This is a genomic window from Bradyrhizobium sp. 35 (assembly GCF_023073215.1).
In the GTDB taxonomy this organism is placed as follows: Bacteria; Pseudomonadota; Alphaproteobacteria; order Rhizobiales; family Xanthobacteraceae; genus Bradyrhizobium; species Bradyrhizobium canariense_D.
Genome location: NZ_JADPJC010000017.1, coordinates 160,974 through 175,815 on the forward strand (window position 1 = coordinate 160,974; position 14,842 = coordinate 175,815).

Annotated in this window: 11 protein-coding genes and 1 tRNA gene; 9 read left to right on the plus strand and 3 right to left on the minus strand. The window is 65.4% G+C overall.

Translation table 11 applies throughout. The features are described 5' to 3' along the window. Positions 1-185 precede the first annotated feature (185 nt). The gene (locus IVB36_RS03180; RefSeq protein ID WP_018457776.1) at positions 186-335 is read left to right on the plus strand and encodes a hypothetical protein; all 150 of its coding nucleotides are present in this window, start codon (positions 186-188) and stop codon (positions 333-335) included. A 336-nt stretch (positions 336-671) separates the two neighbouring features. Here the strand turns inward: IVB36_RS03180 and IVB36_RS03185 are convergent, their stop codons facing one another. After that, positions 672-899 carry a DUF2171 domain-containing protein gene (locus IVB36_RS03185; protein ID WP_018457777.1) on the minus strand — a complete coding sequence of 76 codons (228 nt, stop codon included), beginning with the start codon at positions 897-899 and terminating at the stop codon, positions 672-674. Positions 900-1,047: 148 nt separating this feature from the next. Between IVB36_RS03185 and IVB36_RS03190 the strand changes: the two genes are divergently transcribed. Both IVB36_RS03190 and IVB36_RS03195 read left to right on the plus strand, forming a co-directional pair. Further along, positions 1,048-2,331 (plus strand): hypothetical protein, encoded by a 1,284-nt coding sequence (locus tag IVB36_RS03190; protein WP_204513933.1) that lies wholly within the window; start codon positions 1,048-1,050, stop codon positions 2,329-2,331. 15 nt (positions 2,332-2,346) lie between these two features. Then, a complete protein-coding gene (locus IVB36_RS03195; RefSeq protein ID WP_204511151.1) occupies positions 2,347-2,712 on the plus strand; it encodes a hypothetical protein in 366 nt (121 codons plus the stop codon). Positions 2,713-2,771: 59 nt separating this feature from the next. Here the strand turns inward: IVB36_RS03195 and IVB36_RS03200 are convergent, their stop codons facing one another. Both IVB36_RS03200 and IVB36_RS03205 read right to left on the minus strand, forming a co-directional pair. After that, positions 2,772-3,014: a hypothetical protein gene (locus IVB36_RS03200; protein WP_346731035.1), complete on the minus strand. Its 243-nt coding sequence runs from the start codon at positions 3,012-3,014 to the stop codon at positions 2,772-2,774. Between the two features lie 155 nt (positions 3,015-3,169). Next, positions 3,170-3,246, minus strand: a tRNA-Arg gene (locus IVB36_RS03205). 402 nt (positions 3,247-3,648) lie between these two features. Between IVB36_RS03205 and IVB36_RS03210 the strand changes: the two genes are divergently transcribed. The 6 genes from IVB36_RS03210 to IVB36_RS03235 all read left to right on the plus strand — a co-directional run bounded on the left by IVB36_RS03210 (position 3,649) and on the right by IVB36_RS03235 (position 14,842). Then, positions 3,649-8,853, plus strand: a complete 5,205-nt coding sequence (locus IVB36_RS03210; protein WP_204511157.1) for an alpha-2-macroglobulin — start codon at positions 3,649-3,651, stop codon at positions 8,851-8,853. A gap of 95 nt (positions 8,854-8,948) precedes the next feature. Further along, positions 8,949-11,057, plus strand: coding sequence for a penicillin-binding protein 1C (pbpC, locus tag IVB36_RS03215; protein ID WP_247390590.1), 2,109 nt, complete (start codon positions 8,949-8,951; stop codon positions 11,055-11,057). 50 nt (positions 11,058-11,107) lie between these two features. After that, positions 11,108-12,850 (plus strand): glycosyltransferase family 39 protein, encoded by a 1,743-nt coding sequence (locus tag IVB36_RS03220; RefSeq protein ID WP_026233442.1) that lies wholly within the window; start codon positions 11,108-11,110, stop codon positions 12,848-12,850. 1 nt (position 12,851) lies between these two features. After that, complete coding sequence (locus IVB36_RS03225; protein ID WP_085385250.1) at positions 12,852-13,697, plus strand: phosphatase PAP2 family protein; 846 nt, start codon at positions 12,852-12,854, stop codon at positions 13,695-13,697. Between the two features lie 63 nt (positions 13,698-13,760). Beyond that, positions 13,761-14,507 carry a glycosyltransferase family 2 protein gene (locus IVB36_RS03230; RefSeq protein WP_018457785.1) on the plus strand — a complete coding sequence of 249 codons (747 nt, stop codon included), beginning with the start codon at positions 13,761-13,763 and terminating at the stop codon, positions 14,505-14,507. After that, a complete protein-coding gene (locus IVB36_RS03235) occupies positions 14,504-14,842 on the plus strand; it encodes a lipid-A-disaccharide synthase N-terminal domain-containing protein (RefSeq protein ID WP_007591223.1) in 339 nt (112 codons plus the stop codon). Before IVB36_RS03230 ends, IVB36_RS03235 begins: the two co-directional genes overlap by 4 nt.

The following is a 14,842-nucleotide window of genomic DNA, read 5'->3' on the forward strand; positions in this document are numbered from 1 at the left end:
GGCGCCGTGCGCCGGCTGTGACGCACTTCACAGATCGGTACGCATCAAGCCCCCAATCGGGGCGGGTCGTTCGACAGATGCGTGAATTGGATTGCGTCGCAAATCCGCGAGGACGGCATTACCCCGCAATCATACGGACGAAATTGCCACGCGCTTGTCCAGATCGTCCGGCTAGAATTGGCTTCATGTGTACCAAGTACGATCCACAGCATGAAGCCGAGACGGCGATGAAGCGCGCCGTGGCGGCCGAAGGTCCTGACCGGCAACGTCTCATCGAGCTGGCCCTGGCCTGGCATCAACTCGCCCGCGACCGGCGCGAAGAGCGGACGGACTGAGCTCTCTCTGTTACGAGAGAACTGGTATTCACAGAAAAACCCCGTGCTCGGGGGGGACAAGCACGGGGTTCTCGAGAGCCGATCGGGGCTGGCAAATCGGCACCACTGGATTTCGAACGCGCCGATCGCAAGTTCGTTCCGCGCCCCCTTCAATTTTTTCGCGCGAGAACGCCGCCATCGGCGCCTATGCTCGTGACACTCGACGCCTGACGCGAGCCGCCGAAACGCTCCGTTAAGACTCGTTCGGACGACGATTTTCCGATCGCGATTCGTTTCGGGGAACGAAGCGGAGCAGGACCGTGAACAAACAAAAAGTCCCCGACGGGCTGCACTGTGTCAGGCAGCTTCCGACTTCGGCACCGCGTCGGCATTGACCGAAAGCTTGACGACATCGCCTTCGACGGCACCGACATATTTCGTGTCGATGTAATGATGATGGTCCTTGTGACCTTCCGGGTTGTCCTTCCGCGTCAGCTTGATACGGTTGCCCTCGACGCGGTCGACGGTGCCGACATGTGCGCCGTCCTTGCCGACGATCTTCATGTGCTCTCTGATCTCGCTCATGATGTTCTCCTTGTGCCGTGTCAACGGCGAGGACCGGTCTTCGTTGCAAGGATAGGCGGGCCCGGCTGTTGGAGCCAATGCGCTCGCCGAACGTTGAATGGCAGTCGCAATTGCCAAGATCCGCATCAAGACGCTCATCAAGATCCGCATGGAGACCTCCGAGGCCTATCTCGATCGAAAGCACAGGGAAATCGGGCTGCTGAACGATTGCCTGAGGAGCCCGCTGCATTTGGCTCGGCCGCAATCGGTCGACGAGGTTGTGGTCTCCAAGTTTCAGCTCGCCGCCGCACTACGCGCGGAACATGCGCTGCAGGACTGGAGAGCGACGGAGACGGCCTGGTCGCATGCGGCGTCTCCCAGCAGCGGTCCGTTCGTGTTCAGCTACGACTATCAGCGCGCGGACCTCAAGGTGAGTGGTCCCTCGTTCTATGAACTCGAGCGGGGCTGCAGGAGCGAGGCGATCTATACCGCCTCCGGCATGGCCGCGATCTCCGCGCTGCTGCTCGCGTCCGCACGGATCATCGGCAAGGCAGACGTCGTGGTGCTGCCGGGCACTTACGGCGAGACACTGGAGCTGATCGAGAGCCTCGTCCCCCATTTGCGGCTTGTCACCGCCAGCCTCCCGCTGGGCGAAGCGTTCGCTGCGGCAGCCTTGCCACGCTTTCTCCTGCTCGATTCATGCGCCCCTGCCGGGGCGTTCGAAGCGGCTCTGCGTTGCGACGGTTCGGGGCTCGATCTCTTGATTTTCGACACGACATGTTTCGCTGGCAGATCGGGGCGCATCCGGCGCGTCCTGAGATGGGCCGCGCGATGGGACATTGCAGTCGTGTTGGTGCGAAGCCATAACAAGCTGGATTCGCTCGGGGTGGAATACGGCCGGCTCGGCTCTGCCGTGTTCGTGCATTGGAGCCGGAAGGACCTCAAGGCGGGCCAGCTGCTGTCCGAAAGCCTGGCGGCGGAAACCCGCAATGCCGTCCGGCTTCTCGGTGGCGCGGCGTTGCCGGCGCACTTCCCGCCATTCGTGGGCTCTGTGGCCTATTGGGCCCTGACGAGAAGGCGCGTCGCTGCGATTCTGCGCAACGGTCGCCACGCGGCGCGATATTTCGCCGCCGAGCTCGCTTCGCTCTCGGCCGAGCTGCATTTCACCCACGGCCTCTATGTCACGCTTCGCGGCAGGCGCGCCCTCGATGAGGCGACCGCGCGGCAGGCCGCCGAGGACATGAGCCGCGACCTGAGCGGCAAAGGCTTCCCCATTCGCCACGCCGGCAGTTTTGGTTTCGATTTCGCGGCGACCGAGTGGTTTCACGACGCGACGACGGATCGGTACAGCGTCCGGGTGGCGGTGCCGGATTTGCCGACTGAGTTGTGGAAGGATCTAGCAGCGGCGATTGCCGGGTGGTGGGCGCGACATCAAGGCGACACTGAAGGGTGAGTGCGGTGCAAGGCCATGACAGAGCGACCGAAAGCGTTTCCTTACAGGGAATGCACGTGGCATGTTTCAGACGAACAGTCCCGGCAATGGCTTGCGGTGCTTGAAAAGACGGGTGCAGCCAACGTCCGAGCGCGCCTAGCCCAGACCGACGCGGCATCCGCAGGAGCGATCGCGATCGGAACCGCGCCCGTCATGACGATCGGGTTCGCCCAGGAATGGCTGAACTGGAAAGATAATCAAAAATCCGAGGCGGATATCGAACGGCACGAGCGGCAGATCTGGTGGACTCGGACCGCGGCAATCGCCGCATCGGTCGCCGCCTTGAGCGCACTGTTCGGCTGGATTTGGACGATCTTCATCCGGGGGAATAACGGCCTATAACAAACATGATTATTACGTTGCGCATACATCCGCGAGACGAGAGCGGCGACTGCGCTGTTTCAATCGATCGCCAGGCATTCTTCGAGGGTAGGCTTCGGGTGGCCGCGACGCGTCCATGCCTGAACGGCAAAGGCAAGTTGATGCTGACTCGCCGCAGCGTCCGCGATGGAAGCCTGCGCCGTCGCGATGGGCTTTGTGATCACACCGGAGTTCACGACGCCCGCGTCAACTGCCAGGAACGATATTGCCACAACCGCCACCGCAGATGCGATAGCCATTCTCGTCAAGTCGGATAGTGGCATCGAAGTCCCTATTGGTCGCGCGTCGCCCGGCGGATAGATAGGGCTCGTTTGCCTGAATCAAAGCCCGGAGCGAGGCGGCCCACGCGTTCGTGAAGGACGGATTCTGCAGGTGGGCGCCGTAGATCGGGCTCACGATGAACGGATGAGACCGAAATTGGCGATCCCGGCAGGAATCGAACCTGCAACCCTCAGAGTAGAAATCTGATGCTCTATCCAGTTGAGCTACGGGACCGTCTTGAGCCGCCCTGGTTGGGGGCCGCTGTTCATCTACTATGCCATTATGAAAAATATCGTCTTTCGCCAAGCCTGAACCGAACCGTTTTCGTCGAAGCCGCGACAAAGCGGAACGGTGGGGTGTCAGGGTGCCGGGTTGAGCGGCAGCAGACTGGACGATGGATCACATCGCCGGGAACGCTGATCAGCTTCCGGGACACGGCCGCCGGACGACTGGTCGGATATTGCTGCGCCATCAGGACGGCGTGCGCGGCGGTAGCTTGATCGGTCTCCTCTGGGCGTGCCTTGTCATGGCGAATGCGACGGTTTGCACCTTTGGTTCCATCGCCTTGAGTCCGTCACCTTTCCGCGCATTTCATGCGACAAGCGGCGTTCGTCCGCGATTTCCGGGAGTCCATCCATGATCGGTCTTGTTCGCGCCGTCACACTCTGCGCCACGCTGGCGTTCGGCCTTAGCGTCGCGCAGGCCGCCGACAAAGCCTTCAAGCGGGACGACCTCGCCGATTCCGCGATCAAGCTGGAGGCGCAGATCAAGGGCGAGGCGGGGCCGGTCGCCAAGACCGGCGCGAGCTTGCGCACCGACGCCGATGCTGCCTTCCGGCGCAACGACTATCGCACCGGCCTGTCGGTGCTCGGCCAGATCGCGGCGACCACGCCGGAGGACGCAGGCAACTGGCTGCGGCTGGCAAAGGTCATCTTCCAGATATCGCCGAAGAGCTCGAGCGAGCAGACGTTCCTGCTGGAGCGCGCCTCGACTGCCGCCTACATCGCCTACCAGCGCGCCGGCAATGCGGGCGAGGAGGCCGACGCGCTCGCGGTGCTCGGCAAGTCGCTGTCCGAACGCAAGCTGTGGCGGCCGGCGCTCGATGCACTGCGGCTGTCGCTGGAGATGCGCGAGGTCGCCGACGTCCGTGGCCAATATGAGAAGATGCGCGACGAGCACGGTTTTCGGCTGCTCGACTACACCGTGGACTCGGACTCCGCCAGTCCGCGCGCCTGCTTCCAGTTCTCGGAGGAGCTGGCAAAACGCACCGATTTCGCGCCGTACCTCGCGCTGGCGGGCCAGGACAAGCCGGCGCTGTCGGCCGAGGGCAAGCAGCTCTGCGTCGACGGGCTGAAGCATGGCGAGCGCTACAACATCAATCTGCGCGCCGGCCTGCCGTCCACCGTGAAGGAAGGCCTTCCGAAATCGGCCGAGTTCAACGTCTATGTGCGCGACCGCAAGCCCTTCGTGCGCTTCACCAGCCGCGCCTATGTGCTGCCGAGGACGGGCCAGCGCGGCATTCCCGTCGTCAGCGTCAACACGCCAGCCGTCAACATCAACGTGTTCCGGATCGGCGACCGCAATTTGATCAACACGGTGGTCGACAGCGATTTCCAGAAGACCCTGTCGAAATACCAGCTCAGCGATCTCGGCGGCGAGCGCGGCGTGAAAGTCTGGACCGGCGAGCTTGCCACCGCGATGACGCTCAACCAGGACGTCACCACGGCATTCCCGGTCGACCAGGCGCTTGGTGAACTCCAGCCCGGCGTCTATGTGATGACGGCCGCGGCCAAGGGGCCGGGCTCGGACGACGACTATCAGCTCGCCACCCAATGGTTCATCGTCTCCGATCTCGGCGTCACGGCCTATTCCGGCAATGACGGCATCCATGTCTTCGTGAATTCGCTGGCCTCGACCGATCCGGTCGGCAAAGCCGAGGTGCGGCTGGTCGCGCGCAACAACGAGATCCTGGCCACCCGCAAGACCGATGAGAGCGGCCATGTGCTGTTCGAGGCGGGGCTTGCGCGCGGCGAGGGCGGCCTGTCGCCGGCGATGCTCACCGTGACCGGCGAGAAGGCCGACTATGCCTTCCTCAGCCTCAAGTCCTCCGCCTTCGACCTGTCGGACCGCGGCGTTTCGGGCAGGGCCGTGCCTGCGGGCGCCGACGCTTTCGTCTATGCCGAGCGCGGCGTCTACCGCTCCAGCGAGACCGTCTATCTCACCGCGCTGTTGCGCGACGGGCAGGGCAACGCCGTCACCGGCGGGCCGATGACCCTGGTGATCGAGCGTCCTGATGGCGTCGAATTCCGCCGCGCCGTTCTGTCCGACCAGGGCGCGGGCGGGCGCACCTTGTCGGTGCCGCTCAACTCGGCCGTCCCGACCGGGACCTGGCGGGTGCGCGCCTTCACCGATCCGAAGGGCTCTTCGGTCGGCGAGACCACTTTCATGGTCGAGGACTACGTCCCCGATCGGATCGAATTCGACTTGTCTGCCAAGGACAAGCTGATCAAAGCTAACGCTCCAGTGGAGCTTAAGGCGGACGGTCATTTCCTCTATGGCGCGCCGGCCTCGGGGCTAGCGCTCGAAGGCGACATGCTGGTCGCGCCCGCGTCCGAGCGGCCGGGCTTCGCCGGTTACCAGTTCGGCGTCGCCGACGAGGAGACCACCTCGAACGAGCGCACGCCGCTGGAGAACCTGCCGGAAGCCGACGCCAACGGCGTTGCGACCTTCCCGGTCACGCTCGACAAGCAGCCGGCCTCGACGCGGCCGCAGGAGGCGCAGATCTTCGTCCGCGTGGTCGAGACCGGCGGCCGCGCCGTCGAGCGCAAGATCGTGCTGCCGGTCGCGCCTGCTGCCGCGATGATCGGCATCAAGCCGCTATTCGGCGACAAGAACGTCGCCGAGGGCGACAAGGCCGAGTTCGATGTTGTGTTCGTCTCGCCCGAGGGTGAGAGGCTTCGCCGCGACGGCCTGCGCTACGAGCTCCTGAAGATGGAGTCGCGCTACCAATGGTATCGCCAGAGCAATTACTGGGAGTACGAGCCGGTCAAATCGACCTCGCGCGTCTCCGACGGCGACGTGACAGTTGCCGCGGACAAGCCATCGCGGATTTCGCTGACCCCACAGCCCGGCCGCTACCGGTTGGACGTGAAGTCGAACGACGCCGACGGGCCCGTGACCTCGGTACAGTTCGACGTCGGCTGGTATTCCGACGGCAGCGCCGACACGCCGGACCTCCTGGAGACCTCGATCGACAAGCCGCAATACGCCTCGGGCGACACGATGACCGTGTCGGTCAACGTCCGCAGCGCCGGCAAACTGACGGTCAACGTGCTCGGCGATCGCCTGCTGACGACGCAGACCATCGACGTCAAGGAAGGCACCGCCCAGGTGAAGCTCCCGGTCGGCAAGGACTGGGGCACCGGCGCCTATGTTGTAGCAACGCTGCGCCGTCCGCTCGATGCGGCCGCGCAACGCATGCCGGGCCGGGCGATCGGACTCAAATGGTTCGGTATCGACAAGCAGACCCGTACATTGCAGGTGAAGCTGACGCCGCCGGCTCTGATCCGGCCGAATGGGCTGCTGAAGATCCCCGTCAAGCTCGACGGGCTCAATCCGGGCGAGGACGCCAAGATCGTGATCGCCGCGGTCGACGTCGGCATCCTCAACCTCACTAATTACAAGCCGCCGGCGCCAGACGACTATTATCTCGGCCAGCGCCGCCTGAGCGCGGAGATCCGCGATCTCTATGGGCAACTCATCGACGGCATGTCGGGCACGCGCGGGCAGATCAAGTCCGGCGGCGACGCCGGTGCCGCCGAGCTCCAGGGCTCGCCGCCCGCGCAAAAGCCGCTCGCGCTCTATTCGGGCATCGTCACCGTTGCCGCCGACGGCACGGCCGAAGTGAGCTTCGACGTTCCGGAGTTCGCCGGCACCGCGCGCGTGATGGCGGTGGCGTGGACCGCGACCAAGCTCGGTCGCGCCAACACGGACGTGGTGATCCGCGACCCTGTCGTGCTGACCACGACCTTGCCGCGCTTCCTGCTCAACGGCGACCACGGCACGGTCAATCTCGAGATCGACAATGTCGAGGGGCAGGCCGGCGATTACGTCATCAACGTGAAGACCGGCGGGCCAGTGAGAATGACCGGCAATCCCGCGACGACGGTCAAGCTTGCCGCCAAGCAGCGGAATTCGTTCACGCTCGCCATCGACGCGACGGCGGCGGGGCAGGCGACACTCGACGTCGACATCAAGGGGCCGAATGGCCTGGCGCTGGCGCGCCATTATGCGCTCGACGTCAAGGCGGCGACGCAAGTGCTGGCGCGGCGCTCGATCCGGACGCTGGCGAAGGGTGAGAGCCTGACGTTGACCTCGGATATGTTCGCCGATCTCGTGCCGGGCACCGGTAGCGTCTCGGTCTCGGCCAGCCTGTCCACTGCGCTCGATGCGGCGACGATCCTCAAAGCACTTGACCGCTATCCCTATGGCTGCTCGGAGCAGATCACCAGCCGCGCCATGCCGTTGCTCTATGTCAACGAGCTCGCGGCCGGTGCGCACCTGGCCATGGACACCGAGGTCGACCAGCGCATCCGCGACGCCATCGAGCGGCTGCTGGCCCGCCAGGGCTCGAACGGCTCGTTCGGGCTGTGGTCGGCAGGCGGTGACGATTCCTGGCTGGACGCGTATGTGACGGACTTCCTGACTCGCGCCCGCGAAAAGGGCTTTGTGGTGCCGGATGTGCTGTTCAAGACCGCGCTCGACCGCATCCGCAACTCGGTCGTCAACGGCAACGAGCCGGAGAAGGACGGCGGCCGCGATCTCGCCTACGGCCTCTATGTGCTGGCGCGCAACGGCGCGGCGCCGATCGGCGACCTCCGCTATCTCGCCGACACCAAGCTGAGCAACCTCGCCACTCCCATCGCGAAATCGCAGCTCGCCGCGGCGCTCGCGCTGGTCGGTGACCGCAACCGCGCGGAGCGGGTCTATGGCGCAGCCCTCGACAGTCTCGCCCCAAAGCCGGTGCTGGAGTTCGGCCGCACCGACTACGGCTCGCAGCTCCGCGATGCCGCAGCGCTGGTGTCGCTTGCCAGTGAAGGCAACGCGCCGAAGGCAACGCTGACGCAGGCGGTGTCGCGGGTCGAGACTGCGCGCGGGCTGACGCCCTACACCTCCACGCAGGAAAATGCGTGGCTGGTGCTGGCGGCGCGCGCGCTCGCCAAGGAGAACCTGTCGATGGAGGTGGACGGCCAGCCGGTCAAGACCGCGCTGTACCGCAGCTACAAGGCCGCCACTCTGGAAGGCAAGCCGCTGAAGATCACCAACACCGGAGACGCGCCGGTGCAGGCGGTGGTCTCGGTGTCGGGGTCGCCGGTGACGCCTGAGCCCGCGGCATCGAACGGCTTCAAGATCGAGCGCAGTTTCTTCACGCTCGACGGCAAGCCCGCCGATATCAGCAAGGTCAAGCAGAACGACCGCTTCGCCGTGGTGCTGAAGATCACCGAGGCCAAGCCCGAATACGGCCACATCATGGTGTCCGACTATCTGCCGGCCGGCCTGGAAATCGACAATCCAAAACTGGTGTCGTCGGGCGACAGCGGCACGCTGGGCTGGATCGAGGATGGCGAAGAGCCCGAAGATACCGAGTTCCGCGACGATCGTTTCACGGCTGCCGTCGATCGGGCCTCGGATTCCAAGGCGGTCTTCACGGTGGCCTACGTCGTGCGTGTGGTCTCACCCGGCAAATACGTGCTGCCGCAGGCCTATGTCGAGGACATGTACAATCCCTCGCGCTACGGCCGTACCGGGACCGGCACGGTCGAGGTGCGGGCGGCGAAGTGAGTGGTGATGGGATGAGCGACAAGGAGCCACATGCTCCGCCGTCATGCCCGGGCTTGTCCCGGGCATCCACGGACTTTGGTGCGAGAGGCAAGAACGTGGATGGCCGGGACAAGCCCGGCCATGACGGAGCAAGGGGCAGGGGCCCGCGTGTCCTCTCCGCGCTGGCATTCTCGCTCATCCTCACCATCGTCGGCGTCGTCGCATGGGTTTACTCCCTCGGTCCGCTGCCTTTCGACGACGCCCGCCAGGTTTCCACCACCATCGTCGATCGGAATGGCAAGCTGCTGCGCGCCTATGCGATGGCGGATGGACGCTGGCGACTGCCGGTCGAGACAAAAACGAACGTCGATCCGACCTATCTGAAGCTGCTGCTCGCCTACGAGGACCAGCGCTTTTACGCACATGACGGCATCGACCCGGTGGCGCTGGGGCGCGCTGCGTTTCAGCTTGCGACGCGCGGCCACATCGTCTCGGGCGGCTCGACCATCTCGATGCAGCTCGCGCGGCTGATGGAGCCTCGGCGGCAGCGCTCGCTCCATGCAAAGCTGCGGCAGATCGTGCGTGCGATCGAGATCGAGCGCAGCTTGAGCAAGGAGCAGATCCTCGACCTCTATCTGGCGCTCGCGCCTTACGGCGGCAATCTCGAGGGCATTCGCGCTGCCTCGATCGCCTATCTCGGCAAGGAGCCGAAGCGGTTGTCGCTGGCTGAAGCCGCGTTGCTGGTCGCGCTGCCTCAATCGCCGGAGACCCGCAGGCTCGATCGCTATCCCGATGCGGCGCGCAAAGCGCGTGACCGCGTGCTCGACCGCATGGTCGAGGAGCAACAGATCAGCCTCGACGATGCGAAGCAGGCGAAAGCCGTTCCTGTGCCGAAACTGCGCAAGCCGATGCCGATCCTGGCGCCGCACGCCTCCGATGCGGCGCTTGCGACGGTCAAGGACGCGCCAGTCATCAAGCTGACGCTCGATGCCACCCTCCAGAAGGTGCTGGAGCCGCTAGCGCGCGATCGTGCCATTGCGTTGGGGCCGAACATCTCGGTCGGCATCATCGTCGTCGACAATGAGAGCGGCGACGTGCTCGCGCGCGTCGGCTCGGCCGATTATTTCGACGAGCGCCGGGCAGGGCAGGTCGACATGACCCGCGCCATCCGCTCGCCGGGCTCGACGCTGAAACCCTTCATCTACGGGCTGGCCTTCGAGGACGGTTTTGTTCATCCGGACAGTCTGATCGACGATCGGCCCGTGCGCTTCGGCTCCTACGCGCCGGAAAATTTCGACATGACGTTTCAGGGCACGGTGCCGGTGAAGAAGGCGCTGCAGCTGTCGTTAAACGTGCCCGCGATCGTGCTGCTCGACCGCGTCGGCGCGAGCCGGCTGGCCTCGCGGCTGCGTCAGGCCGGTGGCAATCTGGTTCTGCCCAAAGACGAGGCGCCGGGACTTGCCATGGGCCTTGGCGGCGTCGGCGTGACGCTGCAGGACCTCGCCCAGCTCTATGCGGGCTTCGCCCGGCTCGGCACCACCAAGCCGCTGCGCGAGATCATGAGCGACGGGGACGAGCGCGAGCCGCTGCGGCTGCTCGATCAGGTCGCGGCCTGGCAAGTGGGCAATGTGCTGCTCGGTACCCCGCCGCCGGAGAACGCGGCTCATAACCGCATCGCTTTCAAGACCGGCACCTCCTACGGCTACCGCGATGCCTGGTCGATGGGCTTCGACGGGCGCATGACCATCGGGGTCTGGGTTGGCCGGCCCGATGGCGCGCCGGTTCCGGGCCTGATCGGTCGGGTTGCCGCCGCGCCGATCCTGTTCGACGCCTTCGCCCGCACCGGCAAGACGCTCCTGCCGTTGCCGAAGCCGCCGAAAGGAACTCTCGTGGCCAGCAACGCCAAGCTGCCATTGCCCTTGAGGCGGTTCCGCCCGGTCGGGGATCTGGTGCGGACCGGGGGCGAGCAGGCCCTGCACATCCAGTTTCCGCTGAACGGCTCGCGGATCGACGTCGATCGCTCAGGTGGCGAGGGCGGCGCAGCCATGCCGGTCAAGGTCGCCGGCGGCGTTCTGCCCATGACCGTCATGGTTAACGGAACGGCGCAGGGCGAGATCGACGGACGGCGCCAGCGGCTGATCGATCCGCCCGGTCCGGGCTTTGCGCGGCTGACCGTCATCGATGCCGCGGGCGCCGCGGACACAGTTGTCATTCGAATTCAGTGACCCTGCCTCAAGCGGTTGTGGCGATGGCGGTTTCAGCGTAAGCGGAACCGATGGCCGAGACCTATCCAACACCCCGTTTTGGAGCTCCCCGCGAGCCGAAATCCCCGGTGAATCCGGGCAGCCGGCTCGTGTCCATGTTCGACATCGCCACGGCCAGCCACGTCCGCGCGGTCGCCTTCCTGCTGCTGTGCGCGCTGCTGCTATTCCTGCCGGGCTTCTTTACGATTCCGCCGGTTGATCGCGACGAGGCGCGCTTTGCGCAGGCCACCAAGCAGATGGTCGAGAGCGGCGATTATGTCGACATCCGCTTCCAGGAAGACGTCCGCTACAAGAAGCCCGTCGGCATCTACTGGCTGCAATCGGCCGCGGTCGAGACGGCATCGGCGCTCGGTCTGCCGCGGGCCGAATTGCGCATCTGGGTCTATCGGCTTCCCTCGCTGATCGGCGCGATAGGCGCCGTGCTCATGACCTATTGGACGGCGCTCGGCTTCGTCACGCGGCGCGCCGCGGTGCTTGCAGCACTTCTGATGTGCGCCTCCGTGCTGCTCGGCGTCGAGGCGCGGCTTGCGAAGACCGACGCCATGCTGCTGTTCTGCGTGGTCGCCGCGATGGGCGCGATGGCACGGGCGTATCTGTCGTGGCAGCGCGCCGAGGACGAGACCCATCCGCCCTGGAGCTGGCCCGCGATCTTCTGGACGGCTCTCGCTGTCGGCATCCTGATCAAGGGCCCGCTGATCCTGATGTTCGCAGGCCTGACCATCATCGCGCTCGCGATCCAGGACCGCGATGCCTCCTGGCTGTGGAAGCTGCGCCCGCTCTGGGGCCTGATGTGGATGCTGGTGCTGGTGCTGCCCTGGTTCGTCGCGATCTTCTGGCGCGCGGGCGATGCCTTCTTCGCCGATTCCGTCGGCGGCGACATGTTGAGCAAGTTGGGCGCGCAGGAATCCCACGGCGCGCCGCCCGGACTGTATCTGGTGCTGTTCTGGATCACGTTCTGGCCCGGCGCGCCGCTCGCGGCGATGGCCGCGCCCGCGGTCTGGCGCGCGCGGCGCGAGCCCGGCGCGCAATTCCTGCTGGCCTGGCTGGTCCCGTCCTGGATCGTGTTCGAGGTGGTGCTGACCAAGCTGCCCCATTACGTGCTGCCGCTGTATCCTGCGATCGCGATCCTCACCGCGGGCGCGCTCGAGCGGCGGGTGCTGTCGTGGTCCTGGCTGATGCGCGGCTCGGCATGGTGGTTCGCAATCCCCGTGGGCGGCTCGATCATCGCGGTCGTCGGCGCGGTGATGCTGACGCGGCAGCCTGCTTTCGTGGCATGGCCGTTCATCGCGGCCTCGCTGATCTTTGGCCTGTTCGCCTGGTGGCTTCACGACAACAATCACGCCGAGCGCTCGCTGCTCAACGCGCTGGTCGCAGCCCTGATGCTCGCGCTAACGGTCTACGGCATCGTGCTGCCGTCGCTGACGCCGCTGTTTCCGAGCATCGAGATCGCACGCGCCCTTCGCAACGTCACCTGCGTGGGCCCGAAGGCGGCCGCGGCCGGCTATCACGAGCCGAGCCTGGTCTTTCTGACGGGTACGCAGACGCTGCTCACCGACGGTTCGGGTGCGGCGGATTTCCTGCGGCAGGGGAGCTGCCGTTTCGCGCTGATCGAGCAGCGTTCGGAGCGCGGCTTCGTGCAGCGCGCCGAGGCGATCGGGCTGCGCTACAAGGTTGGCACCCGCATCGACGGCTACAATTTCTCGCAAGGGCGCGCGATCTCGATCTCGATCTTCCGCTCGGAAGGCACCGAGTAGGATGTCGGCACCAACCGACATCTCGCCGCGCGCGAGCTATCCCGCACAATTGCTCACGCTCTCGGGGCGCGCCCTGGCACAGCTCGTGCGCACGCCCTCGCATTCGCGCCGCGCCGAGGCCGCGCGAAAGCTGGCGCGGCATTCGCTTTGGCTGAGTGCTGCAGGTGCAGCCCTGGTCATCGCGCTGATGGTCGTGTTCGACCTGACCGAGATCCAGCTGATGCCGCCGCGTGGCACGCCAGGCCTGTGGCCGATCCGCATCCTCACCGATTTCGGCAAGGACGAGTATGTGCTCTCGGTGCTCGGGGGTGTGCTGGTGGTGCTGGTGCTGGTTGCGGCGGGATTGCACGGCACAAGCCGCGCATTGCTGCTCGGCCTCGGCACGCGGCTGCAGTTCGTGTTTCTGTCTGTTGCCGTGCCGATATTCGTCGCCGAGATCCTGAAATATCTCATCGGCCGCGGACGTCCGTTTGTCGGCGGCAAGGCCAATCCCTTCAACTTCATCCCGTTCGAGGGGACCGGGGCCTATGCCAGCTTGCCGTCGGGGCATGCAGTGACGGCGTTCGCCCTGGCGTTTGCGGTCTCGGCGCTGTGGCCGCGCCTGCGCGTGTTCATGTTCACTTACGCGATCGTGATCCTGCTGACGCGACTGGTGCTGCTTGCGCACCACCCGAGTGACGTGGTGGCCGGCGCCCTGGTCGGCATGGTCGGCGCGATGGCGGTGCGCTACTGGTTCGCGGCCCGCAGGCTCGGCTTTGCCATCCGTGCCGACGGGACCATTGTGCCTCTTGCGGGGGCAGTCTCAGGCCGCCTCAAAAGGGTTGCCCACGGGGCATCCGCCCCATAAAAGCGGCTGCCTGCTGGGACCGCCGGTTCCCGAGCCAAGCCAATTCCAACCACGAGCTTCGATTTGTCGTCCCAGCCTTCGGTTTTCCAGCCCTCGGTTTCCATCGTCGTTCCCGTGCGCAACGAAGCCGACAACATCGTGCCGCTGATCGAGGAGATCGGCGCGGCGCTCGACGGCCGCTGGGCCTATGAGATCATCTACGTCAATGACGGTTCGACGGACGCGACCGGCGAACGGCTTGGCGCGGTCATGAAGCAGCGGGACAATCTGCGCCAGCTGCGCCATGCCAGATCAGGCGGCCAATCCGCGGCCGTGCGCAGCGGGGTGCGTGCGGCACGCGGCGCGATCGTGGCGACGCTCGACGGCGACGGCCAGAACAATCCGGCCTTCCTGCCGGACCTGATTTCGGCTGTCGAGAACGGAAGCAAGGTCGGACTTGCGGCTGGACAACGCGTCGGCCGCAAGGATACCGGCTTCAAGAAATTCCAGTCACGTGTCGCCAACGGCGTCCGCAACGCGATCCTGAAGGACGGTACGCGCGACACCGGCTGCGGCCTGAAGGCGTTCCGGCGCGAGGTGTTCCTGATGATGCCCTATTTCGACGGGCTGCACCGCTTCCTGCCGGCGCTGGTGCGCCGCGAGGGTTACGAGATCGCCTATGTCGACGTGATCGACCGTCCGCGCCGCTCCGGCGTGTCAAACTACGGTTTCTTCGACCGGCTGTGGATCGGGATCATGGATCTCGTGGGCGTCTGGTGGCTGATCCGCCGCAAGAAGCCGACGCCGGATGTGACTGAGGTGACGGCATGATCATCCAATACGGTCAGGCGCTGAGCAATTATTTCTACGATGTCTTCGTGGCCAAGTTCGACTTCTGGCTCGCGTTCGGCCTCGTCGCGCAGCTGTTCTTCACGGCACGCTTCCTGGTGCAGTGGATCGCGAGCGAGCGCGCCGGCAACAGCGTGGTGCCGATGGCGTTCTGGTTCTGCTCGATGGGCGGCGGGCTGATGACGCTGGTCTATGGCGTCGTCAAGCGCGAGCCTGTCATCATCCTCGGCCAGGCGCTCGCGACCATCATCTATATCCGTAACATCATGTTGATTGTGAAGAACCGCGGCCGCGCGTCAAAGACGCTGGAGCGCTGA

Coding starts and splice junctions, on each gene's coding strand:
- IVB36_RS03180 (WP_018457776.1), top strand. CDS start 186: ATGTGTACCAAGTACGATCCACAGCATGAAGCCGAGACGGCGATGAAG.
- IVB36_RS03185 (WP_018457777.1), bottom strand. CDS start 899: ATGAGCGAGATCAGAGAGCACATGAAGATCGTCGGCAAGGACGGCGCA.
- IVB36_RS03190 (WP_204513933.1), top strand. CDS start 1,048: ATGGAGACCTCCGAGGCCTATCTCGATCGAAAGCACAGGGAAATCGGG.
- IVB36_RS03195 (WP_204511151.1), top strand. CDS start 2,347: ATGACAGAGCGACCGAAAGCGTTTCCTTACAGGGAATGCACGTGGCAT.
- IVB36_RS03200 (WP_346731035.1), bottom strand. CDS start 3,014: ATGCCACTATCCGACTTGACGAGAATGGCTATCGCATCTGCGGTGGCG.
- IVB36_RS03210 (WP_204511157.1), top strand. CDS start 3,649: ATGATCGGTCTTGTTCGCGCCGTCACACTCTGCGCCACGCTGGCGTTC.
- IVB36_RS03220 (WP_026233442.1), top strand. CDS start 11,108: ATGGCCGAGACCTATCCAACACCCCGTTTTGGAGCTCCCCGCGAGCCG.
- IVB36_RS03225 (WP_085385250.1), top strand. CDS start 12,852: ATGTCGGCACCAACCGACATCTCGCCGCGCGCGAGCTATCCCGCACAA.
- IVB36_RS03235 (WP_007591223.1), top strand. CDS start 14,504: ATGATCATCCAATACGGTCAGGCGCTGAGCAATTATTTCTACGATGTC.